15 protein-coding genes are annotated in these 17,643 nt (G+C 71.7%); 12 read left to right on the top strand and 3 right to left on the bottom strand.

Going from position 1 to position 17,643, the window contains the following annotated elements; all coding sequences use genetic code 11:
• Nucleotides 1-33 precede the first annotated feature (33 nt).
• Together R2E43_RS10335 and R2E43_RS10330 are read left to right on the top strand one after the other, a co-directional pair.
• Nucleotides 34-714 carry a DUF4190 domain-containing protein gene (locus R2E43_RS10335; protein WP_003973362.1) on the top strand — a complete coding sequence of 227 codons (681 nt, stop codon included), beginning with the start codon at nt 34-36 and terminating at the stop codon, nt 712-714.
• Between the two features lie 58 nt (nt 715-772).
• On the top strand, nt 773-1,222 hold the full coding sequence (locus R2E43_RS10330; protein ID WP_003973361.1) for a DUF4190 domain-containing protein: 450 nt from the start codon (nt 773-775) through the stop codon (nt 1,220-1,222).
• Between the two features lie 67 nt (nt 1,223-1,289).
• Here the strand turns inward: R2E43_RS10330 and R2E43_RS10325 are convergent, their stop codons facing one another.
• Nucleotides 1,290-1,931 carry an NADAR family protein gene (locus R2E43_RS10325; RefSeq protein ID WP_011030373.1) on the bottom strand — a complete coding sequence of 214 codons (642 nt, stop codon included), beginning with the start codon at nt 1,929-1,931 and terminating at the stop codon, nt 1,290-1,292.
• A gap of 178 nt (nt 1,932-2,109) precedes the next feature.
• On the opposite strand from R2E43_RS10325, the gene R2E43_RS10320 reads away from it, so the two are divergent.
• The 8 genes from R2E43_RS10320 to R2E43_RS10285 all read left to right on the top strand — a co-directional run bounded on the left by R2E43_RS10320 (nt 2,110) and on the right by R2E43_RS10285 (nt 11,904).
• A complete protein-coding gene (locus R2E43_RS10320; protein WP_011030374.1) occupies nt 2,110-3,645 on the top strand; it encodes a gamma-aminobutyraldehyde dehydrogenase in 1,536 nt (511 codons plus the stop codon).
• 64 nt (nt 3,646-3,709) lie between these two features.
• Nucleotides 3,710-4,957, top strand: a complete 1,248-nt coding sequence (locus tag R2E43_RS10315) for a polyamine ABC transporter substrate-binding protein (protein WP_003973358.1) — start codon at nt 3,710-3,712, stop codon at nt 4,955-4,957.
• 5 nt (nt 4,958-4,962) lie between these two features.
• The gene (locus R2E43_RS10310; RefSeq protein WP_003973357.1) at nt 4,963-6,156 is read left to right on the top strand and encodes an ABC transporter ATP-binding protein; all 1,194 of its coding nucleotides are present in this window, start codon (nt 4,963-4,965) and stop codon (nt 6,154-6,156) included.
• A complete protein-coding gene (locus R2E43_RS10305; RefSeq protein ID WP_011030376.1) occupies nt 6,156-7,085 on the top strand; it encodes an ABC transporter permease in 930 nt (309 codons plus the stop codon). Before R2E43_RS10310 ends, R2E43_RS10305 begins: the two co-directional genes overlap by 1 nt.
• Nucleotides 7,086-7,886: an ABC transporter permease gene (locus tag R2E43_RS10300; RefSeq protein ID WP_003973355.1), complete on the top strand. Its 801-nt coding sequence runs from the start codon at nt 7,086-7,088 to the stop codon at nt 7,884-7,886.
• A 35-nt stretch (nt 7,887-7,921) separates the two neighbouring features.
• The gene (locus R2E43_RS10295) at nt 7,922-9,349 is read left to right on the top strand and encodes an NAD(P)/FAD-dependent oxidoreductase (protein ID WP_136207685.1); all 1,428 of its coding nucleotides are present in this window, start codon (nt 7,922-7,924) and stop codon (nt 9,347-9,349) included.
• A gap of 122 nt (nt 9,350-9,471) precedes the next feature.
• Nucleotides 9,472-9,930 carry a hypothetical protein gene (locus R2E43_RS10290; RefSeq protein ID WP_332056136.1) on the top strand — a complete coding sequence of 153 codons (459 nt, stop codon included), beginning with the start codon at nt 9,472-9,474 and terminating at the stop codon, nt 9,928-9,930.
• A 156-nt stretch (nt 9,931-10,086) separates the two neighbouring features.
• On the top strand, nt 10,087-11,904 hold the full coding sequence (locus R2E43_RS10285) for a chitinase (RefSeq protein WP_003973352.1): 1,818 nt from the start codon (nt 10,087-10,089) through the stop codon (nt 11,902-11,904).
• Here R2E43_RS10285 and R2E43_RS10280 read toward each other — a convergent pair.
• Complete coding sequence (locus R2E43_RS10280) at nt 11,843-12,547, bottom strand: phosphatase PAP2 family protein (protein WP_046247811.1); 705 nt, start codon at nt 12,545-12,547, stop codon at nt 11,843-11,845. The genes R2E43_RS10285 and R2E43_RS10280 overlap by 62 nt on opposite strands.
• A gap of 44 nt (nt 12,548-12,591) precedes the next feature.
• On the opposite strand from R2E43_RS10280, the gene R2E43_RS10275 reads away from it, so the two are divergent.
• A complete protein-coding gene (locus R2E43_RS10275) occupies nt 12,592-13,425 on the top strand; it encodes a tetratricopeptide repeat protein (RefSeq protein ID WP_016327384.1) in 834 nt (277 codons plus the stop codon).
• Between the two features lie 397 nt (nt 13,426-13,822).
• Here R2E43_RS10275 and gabT read toward each other — a convergent pair whose 3' ends face one another.
• On the bottom strand, nt 13,823-15,157 hold the full coding sequence (gene gabT / locus R2E43_RS10270; protein WP_332056135.1) for a 4-aminobutyrate--2-oxoglutarate transaminase: 1,335 nt from the start codon (nt 15,155-15,157) through the stop codon (nt 13,823-13,825).
• Nucleotides 15,158-15,410: 253 nt separating this feature from the next.
• Between gabT and R2E43_RS10265 the strand changes: the two genes are divergently transcribed.
• A complete protein-coding gene (locus tag R2E43_RS10265; protein ID WP_030872333.1) occupies nt 15,411-17,546 on the top strand; it encodes an ATP-binding protein in 2,136 nt (711 codons plus the stop codon).
• Nucleotides 17,547-17,643 lie beyond the last annotated feature (97 nt).

Genomic DNA, 17,643 nt, shown 5'->3' with positions numbered 1-17,643 from the left:
ATGGCGGGCACGAACGACCCGGGGGGACAGGACATGACGGACGCGATACGGCCGGAGGGGGAGCCCTCCGGTGGGCACGACCCCTGGGCGCCCCCGGAGAGCGGGCCGTCCCTGGACAAGGGCCCCGCTGCCGATGCCGGGCAGCCGCAGCAGCCGCCCCGGCAGTCCCAGCCGCCCGCCTCGGACGCGCCGCCCCCCTGGCAGCCGCCGCCGGGCGTGCACGACCAGGCCACCGTCACGTCGATGCCCGGCGCCGGGTTCACCGGCCCCGAGTCCGCGGTGCCGCCTCCGCCCCTCGCGCCCGGTGGCGCCGGTGTCCCGGGCGGCTACGGCTACCCCGGCTACGGCCAGGGCTACGGCTGGCCGGGCATGCGGACGCCCCCGCAGAACGGGCTCGGCACCGCGTCGATGGTGCTGGGCATCCTCGCCTGCGCGCTGTTCTGCCTGTACGGCGTGGTCTCTCTGGTGCTGGGCGTCCTCGCCGTGGTCTTCGGCATCAAGGGCCGCCGGAAGGCGGAGAGCGGCCTGGCCGACAACCACGGGCAGGCGCAGGCCGGGTTCGTCATGGGCATCGTCGGCATCGTGCTCGGGGTCGCCGTGATCGTCCTGATCGCCATCGGGATCACCGCGGCGATCAACGAGGACTCGGACGGCTACGACCCCTACTACGGCTCCGCGCGCCCCGTGCCCGTCGCCGTGACGGCGGAAAGCTGAGTTCCTCCCCGCAGGGTGGCCTCTACGATGTCAAGCTCCAACGAGGGGAGAGCAGTTCATGTCGTACTCCAATCCCGGACCCGGGGACTACGGGCCGCCGCCGCAGCCGGGGCAGCCGCCCGCGGGGGGTTACGCGTACCCGCAGTCCGCGCCCGGGTACGGCTATCCCAACCAGGGGGCCGCGTACCAGGCCGCCCCGCCGGTGGGCTACCCGCAGGGGCCCGGCTACGGCATGCCGATGCAGCCGAGCAACGGCATGGGGACCACGGGACTGGTGCTGGGCATCATCGGCGTGGTGTGCAGCCTGACCTTCTTCCTCTGGTTCTTCGGCGTGATCCTGGGCATCCTCGGGATCATCTTCGGCGCGATCGGCCGGGGCAAGGCCACCCGGGGCGAGGCCACCAACAAGGGCTCCGCGACCGCCGGTCTCGTGCTCGGCATCACGGCCACCGTGATCCTGCCGCTGCTCGGCTTCCTCGCCTTCGCGAGCCTGATGAGCGTCGCCTGAGCCAGGCGAAGGCGGGGGCGGCGGGGGCGGGTGCGGGTGCGGGTGCGGCCCGAGCTCGCCGCCCCCCTCACTCGCCCGCGCGCAGCCGCTCCCTGGCCGCCATCAGCGCGAAGCCCAGCAGATTCGGCCCCCGCCAGCGCTCCGGGTCCACCGCCGCCTCGTCGTCCGCGGCAAGCCCGATGCCCCACACCCGGTCCACGGGGCTCGCCTCCACGAGCACTCTCTCGCCCGTGGCCAGCAGGAACACCCGCAGCGCCGGGTCCGAGGCGAACTTGTGGACGCTGCCCTCCACCACGATCCGGAAGCGCTCCCGCTCCCACACCGCCTCGTCGAAACCGCGCACGAGCCGGCCCGCCTTCTTCGCCCCGGCGGGATGAGCGGCCGCCAGCACCCGCCGCTCGGCCTCCGGGTCCCCGAAGAGCCGGGCCTTGCCGGCCATCATCCAGTGCTCGGCAGTCGCGTACTCCACCCCCGCCACCGTGAACGGCGACGGCCACCACTGGCTCAGACAGCTCGGCCCGAGTCTGCCGTCCGGCAGCGGCCGGTGCCCCCAGAAGCACAGGTACTTGATCCGCTCGCCCGCCCGGACCCGTGCGACCAGCGCCTCCCGGCCGTCCGCGCCCCCCACCGCCCCCGCGCTGTCCCGCGCCTCCGGGCTCCGCTCCGCCCCCGTGATCTTCTCCATGCACGCGAGTGTGGCACGCGCCACTGACACTCCGTCCGGCCTTTTCCGTGGTGACTCGACACCTGGTCGACAGATTCCGTCGCGTAACCAAATGGCAACAACGGAATCACTTGTTGGAGGCCTAGTGCTCTGTCAGGATCGGCACTCACATCGAGCCTGAGCCACGCCGGCCCCCGCCACGGGGAGACCGAGGAGAGCCGACATGCACAACCCGGGCAACGCCACCCCGGACCGATTCCCGGCCCAGGACCGCTTCGCGGACGGGGCCCAGTACATCGCGGGCCGCCTCACGAAGGGCACCTCGGGACGGACCCACACCGTCGTCGACCCGGCCACCGGCGAGGACGTCCTGACCTACGACCTCGCCGGACCCGACGACGTGGACGCGGCCGTCGCCGCCGCACGGGCGGCGTTCCCCGGCTGGGCCGGTGCCACCCCCGGCGAGCGCTCCGACGCCCTGCACCGGTTCGCCGCCGTCCTCGCCGAGCGCGCCGAGGACTTCGCCCGCGCGGAGTCCTTGCAGTGCGGCAAGCCGCTGAAGCTGACCCGCGAGTTCGACGTGCCGGGCACGGTGGACAACGCCGCCTTCTTCGCCGGAGCCGCCCGGCACCTCCAGGGGCAGTCGGCGGGGGAGTACTCCGGCGACCACACCTCGTACGTCCGCCGCGAGCCCATCGGCGTGGTCGGGTCGATCGCGCCGTGGAACTACCCGCTCCAGATGGCCGCCTGGAAGATCCTCCCGGCGATCGCCGCGGGCAACACCATCGTGCTCAAGCCCGCCGAGATCACCCCGCTCACCTCCCTGATGTTCGCCCAGGCAGCGACCGAGGCCGGTATCCCGGACGGCGTGATCAACGTCGTCAGCGGCACCGGACGGGAGGCCGGCGAGCACCTCGTCGCGCATCCCGACGTCGCCATGACCTCCTTCACCGGCTCCACCGCCGTCGGCAAGCGCGTCGCCGAGGTCGCCACCGCCACCGTCAAGCGCCTCCACCTGGAACTCGGCGGCAAGGCCCCCTTCCTCGTCTTCGACGACGCCGATCTCGACGCCGCCGTCCACGGCGCGGTCGCGGGCTCGCTCATCAACACCGGCCAGGACTGCACGGCCGCCACGCGCGCGTACGTGCAGCGGCCCCTGTACGAGGCGTTCGTCGAGAAGACCGCCGCCCTCATGGACACCGTCCGCGTCGGCGACCCCTTCGCTCCCGGCACCGACCTCGGCCCGCTGGTCAGCCACGTCCAGCGGGACCGCGTCGCCGCCTTCGTCGACCGGGCCCGCTCCTACGCGCGCGTGGTGACCGGCGGCGAGGTACCGCAGGGCGACCTGAAGGACGGCGCCTACTACCGGCCCACCCTCGTGGCGGACGCCGCGCAGGACAGCGAGGTCGTCCAGTCGGAGATCTTCGGCCCGGTCCTGGTCGTGCTGCCCTTCGACACCGACGACGAGGGCATCCGGCTGGCCAACGACACGCCGTACGGGCTCGCCGCCTCCGCCTGGAGCCGGGACGTGTACCGCGCGAACCGCGCCACCCGTGAGATCAAGGCGGGCTGCGTGTGGATCAACGACCACATTCCGATCATCAGCGAGATGCCGCACGGCGGATACAAGGCGTCCGGGTTCGGCAAGGACATGTCCGCCTACTCCTTCGAGGAGTACACGCAGGTCAAGCACGTCATGTTCGACAACACCGCGGTGGCGGCCAAGGACTGGCACCGCACCGTCTTCGGGGACCGGTAGGACCGACAGCCATCACGCCAGGCCGCCGACCACGGCCGACCCACCCGAAAGGGCAACCACGCGCATGGAGCAGTACGAGCCAGACCGCCTGTCCCCGGCCCAAGTGGCCGCCATGCGGCGCAGTCTCAGGAGCGGCAGGGCCGCCCTCACCCGCCGGTCGCTGCTGCGCGCCTCCACGGGCGGCGCGCTCGCCGTCGGCGGCCTCGGCCTGCTGAGCGGCTGCGGCATCCCGGCGGCCGGCAAGACCGAGGGCGGCGTCTCCGCCGAGGACCACTCCAAGGAGGAGAAGCAGGTCCGCTTCTCCAACTGGACCGAGTACATGGACGTCGACGAGAGCGGCCGCCGGCACCCCACGCTGGAGGCGTTCACCAAGCGCACCGGCGTCAAGGTCACGTACACCGAGGACATCAACGACAACAGCGAGTTCTTCGGCAAGATCCAGCCGCAGCTCGCTGCGGGCCAGGAGACCGGCCGCGACATCATCGTCCTCACCGACTGGCTGGCCGCCCGCCTGATCCGCCTCGGCTGGGTCCAGAAACTGGACCCGGCCAACCTGCCGCACGCCTTCACCAACCTGTCGCCCCAGTTCCGCAACCCCGACTGGGACCCGGGCCGGGCCTACTCCTACCCCTGGCAGGGCATCTCGACCGTCATCGCCTACAACAAGAAGGCGCTGGACGGCATCGAGGTCGGGACGGTCTCCGACCTGCTCGACAACCCGAAGCTCAAGGGCCGGGTCGGCTTCCTCACCGAGATGCGCGACACCATGGGCATGACGCTGCTGGACATGGGCAAGGACCCGGCCCGCTTCACCGACGACGACTACGACGCGGGGATCGCCCGGCTCCAGAAGGGCGTCGACCGGGGTCAGATACGCCGCTTCACCGGCAACGACTACACGTCCGACCTCAGCAAGGGCGACTTCGCGGCCTGTCTGGCCTGGGCCGGTGACGTCGTCCAGCTCAAGGCCGACAACCCCGACATCGACTTCGTCATCCCGGACAGCGGCTACGTCACGTCCAGCGACAACATGCTGATCCCCAACAAGGCACGGCACAAGACCAACGCCGAACGGCTCATCGACTACTACTACGAGCCGGGCCCGGCCGCGGAACTCGCCGCCTACATCAACTTCGTCTGCCCCGTCGACGGCGTGAAGGACGACCTGGCGAAGATCGACGAGGACGCGGCGAACAACCCGCTGATCATTCCCGACCAGGCCATGCAGGCCAAGTCGCACTCCTTCCGCTCCCTGAGCTCGAAGGAAGAGACGGCATACGAAGAGAAGTTCGCGAAGCTCACCGGGGCGTGACGACGATGACGACGAATCCGACGAAGAACCAGACGGCCGCGAAGGACGGCGGCGGCGACGTCCGCCTCGCCGGCATCAGCAAGACCTACGGCTCCTTCACCGCCGTGCACCCGCTCGACCTGACCGTGCCCCAGGGCTCCTTCTTCGCCCTGCTCGGCGCCTCCGGCTGCGGCAAGACCACCACCCTGCGCATGATCGCCGGACTGGAGGAGCCGAGCGGCGGCACCGTCCACCTCGGCGACCAGGATGTGACCGCGCTGCCGCCCTACAAACGGCCGGTCAACACGGTCTTCCAGTCCTACGCCCTCTTCCCGCACCTGGACATCTACGAGAACGTCGCCTTCGGCCTGCGCCGGCGCGGCATCAAGAGCGTGAAGAAGCAGGTCGGCGAGATGCTCGACCTGGTGCAGCTCGGTGAGCAGGCGCGCAAGAAGCCGCACCAGCTCTCCGGCGGCCAGCAGCAGCGCGTAGCCGTCGCCCGCGCCCTGATCAACCACCCCAAGGTGCTGCTCCTCGACGAACCCCTCGGCGCCCTCGACCTCAAGCTGCGCCGCCAGATGCAACTGGAGCTCAAGCGCATCCAGACCGAGGTCGGCATCACCTTCGTGCACGTCACCCACGACCAGGAGGAGGCCATGACGATGGCCGACCAGGTCGCCGTGATGAACGCGGGCCGCGTCGAGCAACTGGGCGCCCCCGCCGACCTGTACGAGAACCCGAGGACCACGTTCGTCGCCAACTTCCTCGGCACCTCCAACCTCATCGAGGCCGAGGTCGACACCCGCAGCGGCGACGACGTCGTCGTGAAGGCGGCCGGTGACAAGCTCGTCCTGCCCGGCGCCAGGTGCTCCGCCCCGGCGAAAACGGGCGGCAAGGTCCTGGTCGGGGTCCGCCCCGAGAAGATCAGCCTCACCCACGCGGACGACGCGGGCTCCATCCCCGAGGGCCGCAACCGGATCACCGGCAGGATCGGCAGCACCAGTTTCATCGGCGTCTCCACCCAGTACGTGGTCGACTGCGCCGCCTGCCCCGAGTTCGAGGTCTACGCCCAGAACATCGACCGCGACCCCCGCCTCACGCCCGGCGCCGAGGTCGTCCTGCACTGGAACCCGGCGCACACCTTCGGGCTCGACGCCGACCAGTCCGTGCTTGCAGGGACGATGGGCGACGCGGGTGTCGCCGAGGGCGAGGCCGCCTGATGTCCACCCTCACCGAGGCGCCACCGCCCCTCTCCCCGCCCGCGCCGGAGCAGAAGCCCCCGCGCAGGCGCGGCCGGTGGACGCCGTACTGGCTGCTGCTGCCCGGCATCCTCTGGCTGGTCGTCTTCTTCGCGGCGCCGATGGTCTACCAGGCCTCCACCTCCGTGCAGACGGGCTCGCTGGAGGAGGGCTACAAGGTCACCTGGCACTTCGCCACCTACTGGGACGCGCTGACCGAGTACTGGCCGCAGTTCCTGCGCTCGGTCGCCTACGCCGCCTCCGCGACCGTGCTGTGCCTGCTGCTCGGCTACCCGCTCGCGTACCTCATCGCCTTCCGCGCGGGCCGCTGGCGCAATCTGATCATGATCCTGGTGATCGCGCCGTTCTTCACCAGCTTCCTGATCCGCACCCTGGCCTGGAAGACGATCCTCGCCGACGGCGGCCCGGTGGTCGGCGCCCTGAACACGCTGCACGTCCTCGACGTGACCGGCTGGCTCGGCTGGACCTCCGGCGACCGCGTGCTGGCCACCCCGCTCGCGGTGGTCTGCGGTCTGACGTACAACTTCCTGCCCTTCATGATCCTGCCGCTCTACACCTCCCTGGAGCGCATCGACGGCCGGCTGCACGAGGCGGCGGGCGACCTGTACGCCAAGCCCTCCACGGTCTTCCGCAAGGTCACCTTCCCGCTGTCGATGCCGGGTGTCGTCTCCGGCACGCTGCTGACCTTCATCCCGGCCACCGGCGACTACGTCAACGCCTCCCTGCTGGGCTCGGCCGACACCGGAATGATCGGAAACGTGATCCAGTCGCAGTTCCTGCGGGTGCTGGACTATCCGACGGCGGCGGCGCTCTCGTTCATTCTGATGGCGGCGATCCTCGCCATGGTCACCTTCTACATCCGCAAGTCGGGGACGGAGGATCTGGTTTAGATGGCCTTCGTCAACTGGTTCAAGCGCCATGTGGTCGTCATCGCCGGGCTGCTGACGCTCGCCTATCTCCTGCTGCCCAATGTCGTCGTCACGGTGTTCTCGTTCAACAAACCGAACGGGCGCTTCAACTACGAATGGCAGCAGTTCTCCACGGACGCCTGGAAGGACCCGTGCGGGGTCGCCGGGCTGTGCGGTTCCCTCTCGCTCAGCCTCCAGATCGCCCTCTGGGCGACGCTGGGCGCCACCGCGCTCGGCACCGCCATCGCCTTCGCGCTGGTCCGCTACCGCTTCCGCGCGCGGGGCGCGATCAACTCGCTGATCTTCCTGCCGATGGCGATGCCCGAGGTCGTGATGGCCGCCTCGCTGCTCACCCTGTTCCTCAACATGGGTGCTCAGCTGGGCTTCTGGACGATCCTGATCGCCCACATCATGTTCTGCCTCAGCTTCGTCGTGACGGCCGTCAAGGCGCGCGTGATGTCGATGGACCCGCGCCTGGAACAGGCGGCGCAGGACCTGTACGCCGGTCCGTTCCAGACCTTCGTGCGGGTCACGCTGCCCATCGCCGCACCCGGCATCGCGGCCGGCGCGCTGCTCGCCTTCGCGCTGTCCTTCGACGATTTCATCATCACCAATTTCAACGCGGGTTCGACCGTCACCTTCCCCATGTTCGTATGGGGATCGGCCCAGCGCGGAACGCCCGTTCAGATCAATGTCGTCGGTACGGCCATGTTCGTGATCGCCGTACTGTTCGTCCTGGTCTCCATGGTCCTCGGCAACCGCCGAAATCGCCGCAAGGCATGAAGCACCTCGGTTTGTCTTCGTAGGGAGTTGAAATCATGGCCACTGGTGCCATGAGCCGCAGCAACGACTGGACGAAATCCCTTTCCGACGCCCAGCCGGTCCCGTACTGGCTGGACGACCCCGGCCGTCCCCGCCCCGAGGCCGCCCTCACCGGCACCGAGACCTGCGACCTGCTGGTCGTGGGCGGCGGATACAGCGGGCTGTGGACCGCGCTGATCGCCAAGGAGCGCGACCCGGGACGGGACGTGGTACTGATCGAGGGCCGCGAGGTGGGCTGGGCCGCCTCCGGCCGCAACGGCGGCTTCTGCGCGGCCTCCCTGACCCACGGGCTGTCCAACGGCCTCACCCGCTGGCCGGACGACATCCACCGGCTGGAGGAGCTGGGCGCCCGCAACCTCGACGCGATCGAGGCGGCGGTCGCCCGCCACGGCCTCGACTGCGACTTCGAGCGCACCGGCGAGATCGACGTCGCCACCGAGCCCCACCAGGCCCGGGAGCTGGAGGAGTGGTACGCGGAGATCCGCGCCCGGGGCCTGGCCGAGGGCGTCGAGTACCTGGACGCCGAGGCCGTACGGGAGCAGGTCGACTCACCCACCTTCCGGGCGGGGCTGTGGGACCGGCGGGGCGTCGCGATGGTCAACCCCGCCAAGCTGGCCTGGGGCCTCAAGCGCGCCTGCCTCGCCCTCGGCGTACGCGTCCACGAGCACACCCCGGCGCTCACCCTCAAGCCGTACGGCGCCGGCATGGCCGTCCGCACCCCGTACGGCGCGGTCCGCGCCCGCACGGTCGCGCTCGGCACCAACGTCTTCCCGAACCTGGTCCGGCGGGTGCGCCCGTACACCGTCCCCGTCTACGACTACGCCCTGATGACCGAACCGCTCAGCGACGGGCAGCTCGCCTCCGTCGGCTGGCAGAACCGGCAGGGACTCGGGGACAGCGCCAACCAGTTCCACTACTTCCGCCTCTCCCGCGACAACCGGATCCTGTGGGGCGGCTACGACGCCGTCTACCCGTACGGCGGCCGGGTGCGCGCCGAGTACGACCACCGCCCGGAGACCTACGCCAAGCTCGCCGGACACTTCTTCACCTGCTTCCCGCAGCTGGAGGGCGTCCGCTTCACGCACGCCTGGGGCGGCGCCATCGACACCTGCTCGCGCTTCTCGGCGTTCTTCGGCACCGCGCACCGGGGCAGGGTGGCGTACGCGGCCGGGTACACCGGCCTGGGGGTGGGCGCGACCCGGTTCGGCGCCGAGGTGATGCTCGACCTGCTGTCGGGGGAGCGCACCGAGCGCACGGAGCTGGAGATGGTGCGCACGAAGCCGCTGCCCTTCCCGCCCGAGCCGTTCGCCTGGACCGGCATCGCGCTCACCAAGTGGTCGCTGGCCCGCGCGGACGCGCACGGCGGTCGGCGCAACCTGTGGCTGCGGACGATGGACAGGCTGGGGCTGGGCTTCGACAGCTAGCGACCGCCGCCCATGTGACCCGGTTCACCCCAACGAGGTAGCGCAACCCGCGTAATGCGGCCGGGAGACCTCCCTCTCCCTCGTGACGCATCCCGCGTCGACGAGTGAAAGGGAGGTTTCACATGCCTGGTGCGAAGACGGCGGTCGCATGGCTGGCATCCGTCGCACCGGATCCCGAGTCATGCCGCCGGGACTGGGAGCGCGACCCCTCGGGCGTCGCGGTGCTGCCCGCAGGCAAGGCCTGGGACGTGCTCATCCTGCCGAGCAGGCTCGGCTATCCGACCCTGGACGTGCTCTCCCGCGTCCTGGACCAGCCAGGACCGGTACTCGCCGACTTCGGCGACGCGCGCACGGGCTTCTTCGTGCCGGCCGGCACGGCGGCCCGCTGGCTGGGCACCGGCATCCGGACCGCCGGGCTCGGCACCTGGATCGTGGTGCCCCACCCCGGCGGGCTGTCGTCCGGCGGCACCCGCTGGCTGATCCCGCCGGACGGAACCGGGACCCTCACCGATCCCTCGCTCCTGGAGCTGGCGATGCACGAGGCGGCGGCGGCTCTCGCGGTGGAGGAGAACGGGGGGTAGCGGCTGGTGAAGGACAGGTGAGGCACAGCCGAGGCACCGCCGAGGCACTGGTGAGGTGCGCAAGGGGTTGACAACAGAATTGGTCTGGACCAAATTGGGCGCGCTCCACCCTCCCCATCTCCCCCATGTCCGGAGGCACTTGTGGAACGCGCAGTCGTGCAACGCGCCAGACCTCTCGCCCGCCGCCCCCTCGTCACCCTGCTCACGGCCGCGGCCCTCGCCGCGTCCGGCCTGACCGCGCTCACGTCGGCCGCCCGTGCGGCCGACGCGGACCTCGCCCGCAACGGCGGCTTCGAGTCCGCGCTCGACGGCTGGACCTGTACCGCGGGCACGACCGTGACCTCGCCCGTGCACGGCGGCACGTCGGCCCTGAAGGCCACCCCGGCCGGCGCCGACAACGCCCGCTGCTCGCAGACGGTGTCCGTCAAACCGGACTCCCCGTACACGCTCTCCGGATACGTCCGGGGCACCTACGTCTACCTCGGCGCGAGTGGCACCGGCACCACCGACGTCTCCACCTGGGCCCAGTCCGCCCCCGACTGGCAGCAGCTGACGACCACCTTCCGCACCGGCCCCTCGACCACCAGGGTCACCATCTACACCCACGGCTGGTACGGCACCGGCGCCTACCACGCCGACGACATCTCCCTCACCGGCCCCGGCGGTGAGACGCAGCAGCCCCCGGCAGTCCCCGGCGGCCTGAAGACCGGCTCGGTGACCTCCTCCGCCGTCGCCCTGTCCTGGTCACCGGTGCCGGGCGCGACGGGATACGCCGTCTACCGCGACGGCGCCAAGGTCAGCACGGTCACCGGCACCTCCACCACCGTGACCGGCCTGACCCCGTCGACGGCGTACTCCTTCCAGGTCACGGCGGTCAACGACGCGGGCGAGTCGGCGCGTTCGGCCACGGTCACGGCCACCACCGCCCAGCGCCCGGACGACGGCGGCGGCTCCTCCGACCTCCCGGCCCACGCCCTGGTCGGCTACCTCCACGCCAGCTTCGCCAACGGCTCCGGCTACACCCGCATGGCCGACGTGCCCGACAGCTGGGACGTCATCGACCTGGCCTTCGGCGAGCCCACCTCGGTCACCTCCGGGGACATCCGCTTCGAGCGCTGCCCGGTCGCCGAGTGCCCGAACGTGGAGAGCGACGCCGAGTTCAAGGCGGCGATCAAGGCCAAGCAGGCGGCCGGCAAGAAGGTGCTGATCTCCATCGGCGGCCAGAACGGCCAGGTGCAGCTCACCAGCACCGCCGCCCGCGACAAGTTCGTCTCCTCCGTCTCCGCGATCATCGACGAGTACGGCCTGGACGGCCTCGACATCGACTTCGAGGGTCACTCGCTCTCCCTGAACGCCGACGACACGGACTTCAAGAACCCGAAGACCCCCGTCATCGTCAACCTCGTCTCGGCCGTGAAGACCCTGAAGGCCAAGTACGGCGACGGCTTCGTGCTGACCATGGCGCCCGAGACCTTCTTCGTCCAGCTCGGGTACCAGTACTACGGCACCGGCAAGTGGGGCGGCCAGGACCCGCGGGCCGGGGCCTACCTGCCGGTGATCCACGCCCTGCGCGACGACCTGACCCTGCTGCACGTCCAGGACTACAACTCCGGCTCGATCATGGGCCTCGACAACCAGTACCACTCCATGGGCGGCGCCGACTTCCACATCGCCATGACCGACATGCTGCTCACCGGCTTCCCGGTCGCGGGCGACGCGAACAACGTCTTCCCGCCGCTGCGCCCGGACCAGGTCGCGATCGGCATGCCGGCCTCCACCCAGGCGGGCAACGGCCACGTCTCCCCGGCCGAGGTCACCAAGGCCCTGAACTGCCTGACCAAGAAGACCGACTGCGGCTCGTACGCCACCCACGGCACCTGGCCCGACCTGCGCGGCCTGATGACGTGGTCGATCAACTGGGACCGTTACTCGAACTGGGAGTTCCAGAAGAACTTCGACGCGTACTTCGGCTGACGTCCCGCGGGGTCCGGCCGGGCGGGGTCCGGCGCTCCACCAGCCGGACCCCGGCCAGCAGCACCACTCCCAGGCACCAGCTCGCCACCACGTCCAGGGGCCAGTGATAGCCCCGCCGCACCAGCCCGTAGGAGGTGCCGAGCACCAGCAGGGCGCACAGCACGACCAGCGTCCGGCGTACGGCCGGCGCGCGCAGCCGCCCCAGCAGCAGCACCGTCGCCGCGCCGTACGCGACGACCGCCGTGGCGGTGTGACCCGAGGGGTAGTAGCCGACCGCGGGCGGCACCGCCGGGGTGCCCGGGCGGTCGGTCCACTCCTTCAACGGGGCGACCAGCGCCGGCACCAGCACCATCGCCAGGGCCCCGGCCAGCGGCGGCAGCCACCACAGGCCCACACCCGCGACCCGCCCGTGCCACGCCGCGTACGCCAGCGCCACGACCAGGACCGGCACCGCCACCTGCACGTTGCCGAGGTCGGACAGCAGCTCGGAGAACCGGTCGGGGTGGACGAGCGCCCCGCTCAGCCGCTCGTCCACCCCGGCCAGGGGGCCGTCGGCGACGACCTGCCAGGTGATCAGCGCGAAGAGCAGCACGGGAAGCCCGACGAGGGCGGACAGGGCGCGAGGCGGGGCGGAGACCGGCATGACGCCCAGCTTCGCAGGCCAGGCCTCGCGTAGTCTCACCGCCCGTGACGACCATACGAACGGCACGGGACAGCCAGTGGGGAGAGACCTTCGCCCGGCTGAAGGCGATGACCGGTGAGGGCCGGTACGAGGAGGTCGAGGCCGAGGCCCGGACGCTGGCCGCGCTCCCGCGGCGCCCCTGGCGCAGACGTCCGCCGCACTGGGAGGCGCGGGTGCTGGCCACGGGAGCGGCCGTCATGCACGGCCGGATGGCCGAGGCGCTGGACGAGCTGGACACGCTGATCGCCGAACTGGAGCCGGTCGGCCTCAACTCGCAGATGCTGCGACTGATCGCCCGCAGCAACCGCGTGGTGGCCCTGTCCGGGCTGCGGCGGTACGCCGAGGCGGAGACAGTGGCGAACGGCGTCCTGAGGGAGCTGAACCAGATCGCCCACCGCGCCCCGGTGTCGGGACTGGAGACCAACACCCTCCGGCACCTGGCCACCGTGCTGTGCGGACTGGCCCGCCACGAGGAGGCGGAGGCCGTGGTCCGCGGCAACCTGTCCCGGGCGAACGGACCCGCCGCGGGCGTCCTGCACACCACGCTGGCGCAGAGCCTGAACGGGCAGGGCCGCTACGAGGAGGCGCTGGCGGAGGTCCGCCGGAGCCCGCCCCGGCCGCCCCGCTACGCCGCCGGGCACCCGGACCTGGTCGCCGCCGAGGCCCTGTACGGACTGGGACGCCGCGCCGAGGCGGAGGACGCCGTACGACGGTCGCTGGCCGACTGCGAGCGGTGGCTGCACCCGGCCCATCCGCGCACCGGCGAGGCCCGTGCCCTGCTGGCCCGCGTCACCGGGCCGGAGCCGGGCGAGGAGTCCCGAGGAGAACCGGGGGAGTGAACACCGAAGGGCCGGCACAAGGGGGGGAGTGTGCCGGCCCTTCGGTGAACCACCGTCCCGAGTGCCGAGGCGGCCGTCCTGACCGGAACGCCGCGCGCCCCGGGGGGTTTGGGGCGGGCGACCGTCCGATCGGTGAGGAAGCCGGAGCCCGTGGGCTCCGGTTGTGTGCGCGAGGCACGACCAGGTCGAAGCCGGGGAAGCCTCGTCCTGATGATCCGCCCACAGTCCCCTGTGGGCGGGTGTATCTCTCATCTGCGTAGAACCTACGGCAGGGGGTGCGCTCAGGACAGCTCCATCGGCGTCCTGACATCCACCCCGCACACCTTCTTCACACGCTCTGCCGCTCGCTCCGCCAGGCGTGCGAAACAGGGCTCGGATGCGCGTTCGGTACTCGTGCTCAGACGCGGGTGAACGCCTGCTCGATGATGTCGAGACCCTCGTTCAGCAGGTCCTCCCCGATCACCAGCGGGGGCAGGAAGCGCAGCACGTTGCCGTAGGTGCCACAGGTCAGGACCAGCAGCCCCTCCTGATGGCAGGCCTTGGCGAGCGCGGCCGTCGCCGCCGGGTTCGGCTCCTTGGTCTCGCGGTCCTGGACCAGCTCGATCGCGATCATCGCGCCGCGGCCCCGGACGTCGCCGATGACGTCGAACTTCTCGGCCATGGCGGCCAGGCGGGACTTCATGACCGCCTCGATGTCCTTCGCCCGGGCGTTGAGGTCCAGCTCCTTCATCGTCTCGATGGCACCGAGCGCGCCCGCGCACGCCACCGGGTTGCCGCCGTAGGTGCCGCCGAGGCCGCCGGAGTGCGCGGCGTCCATGATCTCGGCGCGGCCGGTGACGGCGGACAGCGGCAGACCGCCCGCGATGCCCTTCGCCGTCGTGATCAGGTCCGGGACGATGCCCTCGTCCTCGCAGGCGAACCACTGGCCGGTGCGGCAGAAGCCGGACTGGATCTCGTCGGCGACGAAGACGATGCCGTTGTCCGAGGCGAACTCCCGGATCGCGGGCAGGAAGCCCTTGGCCGGCTCGATGAAGCCGCCCTCGCCGAGCACCGGCTCGATGATGATCGCGGCCACGTTCTCGGCACCGACCTGCTTGCTGATCTGGTCGATCGCCTGCGCGGCGGCCTCCGGACCGGCGTTCTCCGCACCCGTGGGCCAGCGGTAGCCGTAGGCGACCGGCACCCGGTACACCTCGGGCGCGAACGGACCGAAGCCGTGCTTGTACGGCATGTTCTTCGCGGTCAGCGCCATGGTCAGGTTGGTCCGGCCGTGGTACCCGTGGTCGAAGACGACCACGGCCTGCCGCTTGGTGTACGCACGGGCGATCTTGACGGCGTTCTCGACGGCCTCGGCGCCGCTGTTGAACAGCGCCGACTTCTTGGCGTGGTCGCCCGGGGTCAGCTCGGCCAGCGCCTCGGCGACGGCGACGTAGCCCTCGTACGGCGTGACCATGAAACAGGTGTGGGTGAAGTCGGCGAGCTGCGCGGACGCCTTGCGCACGACGGCCTCGGCGGAGGCGCCGACGGAGGTCACCGCGATGCCGGAACCGAAGTCGATCAGGCGGTTGCCGTCGACGTCCTCGATGACACCGCCGCCGGCGCGCGCGACGAAGACGGGCAGCGTGGAGCCCACACCCTGCGCGACCACGGCCGTACGGCGGGCCTGCAGCTCCTGCGACTTCGGGCCGGGAATGGCGGTGACGACGCGGCGCTCCTGCGGAAGTGCGGTCATGGGGGGCTCCTGGGGTCGTGCGGGCGAACGCTTGACTTCTTTTCTCGCAGGCTAGGACCGGCGCCGTGGGGTGGGCATGCTCCATGTGGGCGTTGTCCGCGCGGGCGGTTGTCCGACATGGACAGGTGCCGGGAACGGCGACATATGGACACGTCGGCGCGGGCCCGGCCGCGTAAGCGGTGAACTCCCCTTGGGAGGGCGTTAGATTGGCTCGCTGATGGTGGACGGAGCGGCAGGTCAGGGGGCAAGGGCGATGGACGGCGACGGGACCCGGGACGCGCGGGGCACGCATGCGAATCCGGTGCCGCGTCCGGCGGGTCCCCCGGAGGTGCCCGCGAAGCCCCCCGAGGCCCCCGCGGTGCCGCCCCGGCCTGCGCGGGCGCCCGGGGCCTCGGACGGTTCGGCCTTCCTGACCTGGCTGCGCACCCCGCGCCCCCAGGCCCTGCCGGGCGTGTGGCGGTTCGGACACCGGCCGCGGCCCGAGGAGGAGGCCGAGCGGGTGCCGGGCCGGCAGCTGCTGAGCGGCGCGGTGATCGCCTTCCTGGTCGGCTGGCTGATCTGGTCGCTGCTCTGGAACGGCTACCTGGGCGGCTGGTGGCTGCTGCCCCTCTACGCGATGATCCCGGACTCCTGGGCCGAGCCCCACAGCTTCGCCTCGGTCGTGGTCGTCTACGCCTACTACGTCCTGATCGCCGGCATCATCATGGTCGGCGTCGGGCGGCTCGGCCGCTGGGGCGAGATCTGGCGGCGCTACGGCCCGCCCGCCTGGCGCCGTGCCGTCCCCGGCGCGGTCCCCCCGCCCGCCCCCGAGGAGGACCCCGCCGCCTGGCCCGCGCTCCGTGCGGCCGGTGCCCACGACGCCGCCGAGCGGCTCGCCGCCGACGCCCGCTCCGGACTCATGCGGGACGTGGACCACGCCCGCATCGCCCGCGCCTGGCAGGGCGTGCAGCGCGGTCGGCACAGCCTCGCCACCTTCACCGGAGCCGTGCTCAGCCACGGCTCCGCCGCCTGCCCGCACCCCTCCGGCGCCCGCGACCTGCCCGTCCGGCAGGCCCGGCACGACCTCGTCACCGGCCAGGTGCGCATCGGCACGGCCGCCGACGACGCTCGCAACCCCTACGCCTACCGCGGCACCGGCCTCGCCCTCGGCCCCGACCTGCTCGGCACGTCCCTGCTCGCCGTCGGACCCGCGGGCTCCGGCAAGACCGGCAGCGTGGTGCGTCCGCTCTCCGAGTCGCTGTGCCTGCACGCGCTCGCCGGGCGCGCCGCGGTCGTCGTGGTCGGCGCGGCGGGCGCGGACCTCGGCCCGGCCGACGCCTACGACGTCGTCGTCCGGATCGGCAACCCCGACTCCGTGTACGACCTCGACCTGTACGGCGGCACCACCGACCCCGACGAGGCCGCCGTCATCCTCGCGGAGGCACTGGCCGGCGACCTCACCGACCAGCACCAGGGCGGCGACACCCGGCGCTCCACCACCGTCCTCGCCCAGTTGCTCGGCCCCTTCCGCGCGGTCCACGGCCGCTTCCCCGGCGTGCCCGAACTGCGGCAGCTGCTGGACGGCGCGCCCGGACCGCTGGCCGAGCTGCGTGCGGGGCTGCGGGCGGCCGGGCAGGAGTCCCTGCTGCGCGAGCTGGACGCGCGCGAGCGGCAGCAGGGCCGGCCCGGCGACGTGGGCGGCGTCCTGGCCGACCGGGTGGCGCTCCTGGACCGCCCCGCCTTCGCCCCGTTCTTCGACACCTCCGGACAGTCCCGGCCGTTCTCCCTCAAGGCCCTCGACCACCCGGTGCGGGTCCGCATCGACCTGCCCCAGCGCGGTCACGCCGACGCCTCCCGGATGCTGGCCCGGCTGGTGCTCGCCCAGTTCACGGCGAGCGTCTCGGTGCGGGAGGACCGGTCGCTGTTCGCCTGCCTGGTGCTGGACGACGCGAGCGGCGTGGTCACGCCGGAGGCGGTACGGGGCGTGCAGCGGCTGCGTTCGGCCGGTGCCGGCGTGGTCCTGACCCTGCGCACTCTGGACGACGTACCGCGCCCGTTGCGCGGGCCGCTGCTCGGGGCCATCGGATGCCGGATGGCGCTGTCCGGGCTCACCCCCTGGGACGGGCAGGACTTCGCCGAGGTGTGGGGCAAGGAGTGGACCGAGGCCCGCGACGTCACCGACCGGCAGATCATCGCCGAGACCCCGGCCGGCAAGGCCGTGCACATGCTCCGCCGGGTGATCACCGGCAAGGCGCCCACCGCGCGCGCGGTGACCGTCCGCCAGGTCGAGCGGGAACGCTGGTCGGCCTCCGAGCTGGCGCACGCCGTGCCGGCCGGGCACGCGGTGCTGTCGCTGACCAGCGTCAAGGGGGAGCACGCGCCGCCGCTGCTGGTCGATCTGCGCGGGTGAGCCGTACGGGACCACGGGCGGGCACGCGGGATCGTACAGTGAGGCAGAATCGACACAGGTCGTTCATACGCGGCGGCCAAAAGATCACAGAGACTCC

The organism is Streptomyces violaceoruber, from assembly GCF_033406955.1.
Classification (GTDB): Bacteria; Actinomycetota; Actinomycetes; order Streptomycetales; family Streptomycetaceae; genus Streptomyces; species Streptomyces violaceoruber.
Note: the sequence above shows the minus strand (reverse complement) of the source record. Positions and strands in the feature narration are given on the sequence as shown.

What these genes read in the sequence shown, in the direction of transcription:
- R2E43_RS10305 (WP_011030376.1), top strand. Translation starts at nt 6,156, where the DNA reads ATGTCCACCCTCACCGAGGCGCCACCGCCCCTCTCCCCGCCCGCGCCG.
- R2E43_RS10310 (WP_003973357.1), top strand. Translation starts at nt 4,963, where the DNA reads ATGACGACGAATCCGACGAAGAACCAGACGGCCGCGAAGGACGGCGGC.
- R2E43_RS10315 (WP_003973358.1), top strand. Translation starts at nt 3,710, where the DNA reads ATGGAGCAGTACGAGCCAGACCGCCTGTCCCCGGCCCAAGTGGCCGCC.
- R2E43_RS10290 (WP_332056136.1), top strand. Translation starts at nt 9,472, where the DNA reads ATGCCTGGTGCGAAGACGGCGGTCGCATGGCTGGCATCCGTCGCACCG.
- R2E43_RS10265 (WP_030872333.1), top strand. Translation starts at nt 15,411, where the DNA reads ATGGACGGCGACGGGACCCGGGACGCGCGGGGCACGCATGCGAATCCG.
- R2E43_RS10280 (WP_046247811.1), bottom strand. Translation starts at nt 12,547, where the DNA reads ATGCCGGTCTCCGCCCCGCCTCGCGCCCTGTCCGCCCTCGTCGGGCTT.
- R2E43_RS10300 (WP_003973355.1), top strand. Translation starts at nt 7,086, where the DNA reads ATGGCCTTCGTCAACTGGTTCAAGCGCCATGTGGTCGTCATCGCCGGG.
- gabT (WP_332056135.1), bottom strand. Translation starts at nt 15,157, where the DNA reads ATGACCGCACTTCCGCAGGAGCGCCGCGTCGTCACCGCCATTCCCGGC.
- R2E43_RS10330 (WP_003973361.1), top strand. Translation starts at nt 773, where the DNA reads ATGTCGTACTCCAATCCCGGACCCGGGGACTACGGGCCGCCGCCGCAG.
- R2E43_RS10320 (WP_011030374.1), top strand. Translation starts at nt 2,110, where the DNA reads ATGCACAACCCGGGCAACGCCACCCCGGACCGATTCCCGGCCCAGGAC.
- R2E43_RS10335 (WP_003973362.1), top strand. Translation starts at nt 34, where the DNA reads ATGACGGACGCGATACGGCCGGAGGGGGAGCCCTCCGGTGGGCACGAC.
- R2E43_RS10295 (WP_136207685.1), top strand. Translation starts at nt 7,922, where the DNA reads ATGGCCACTGGTGCCATGAGCCGCAGCAACGACTGGACGAAATCCCTT.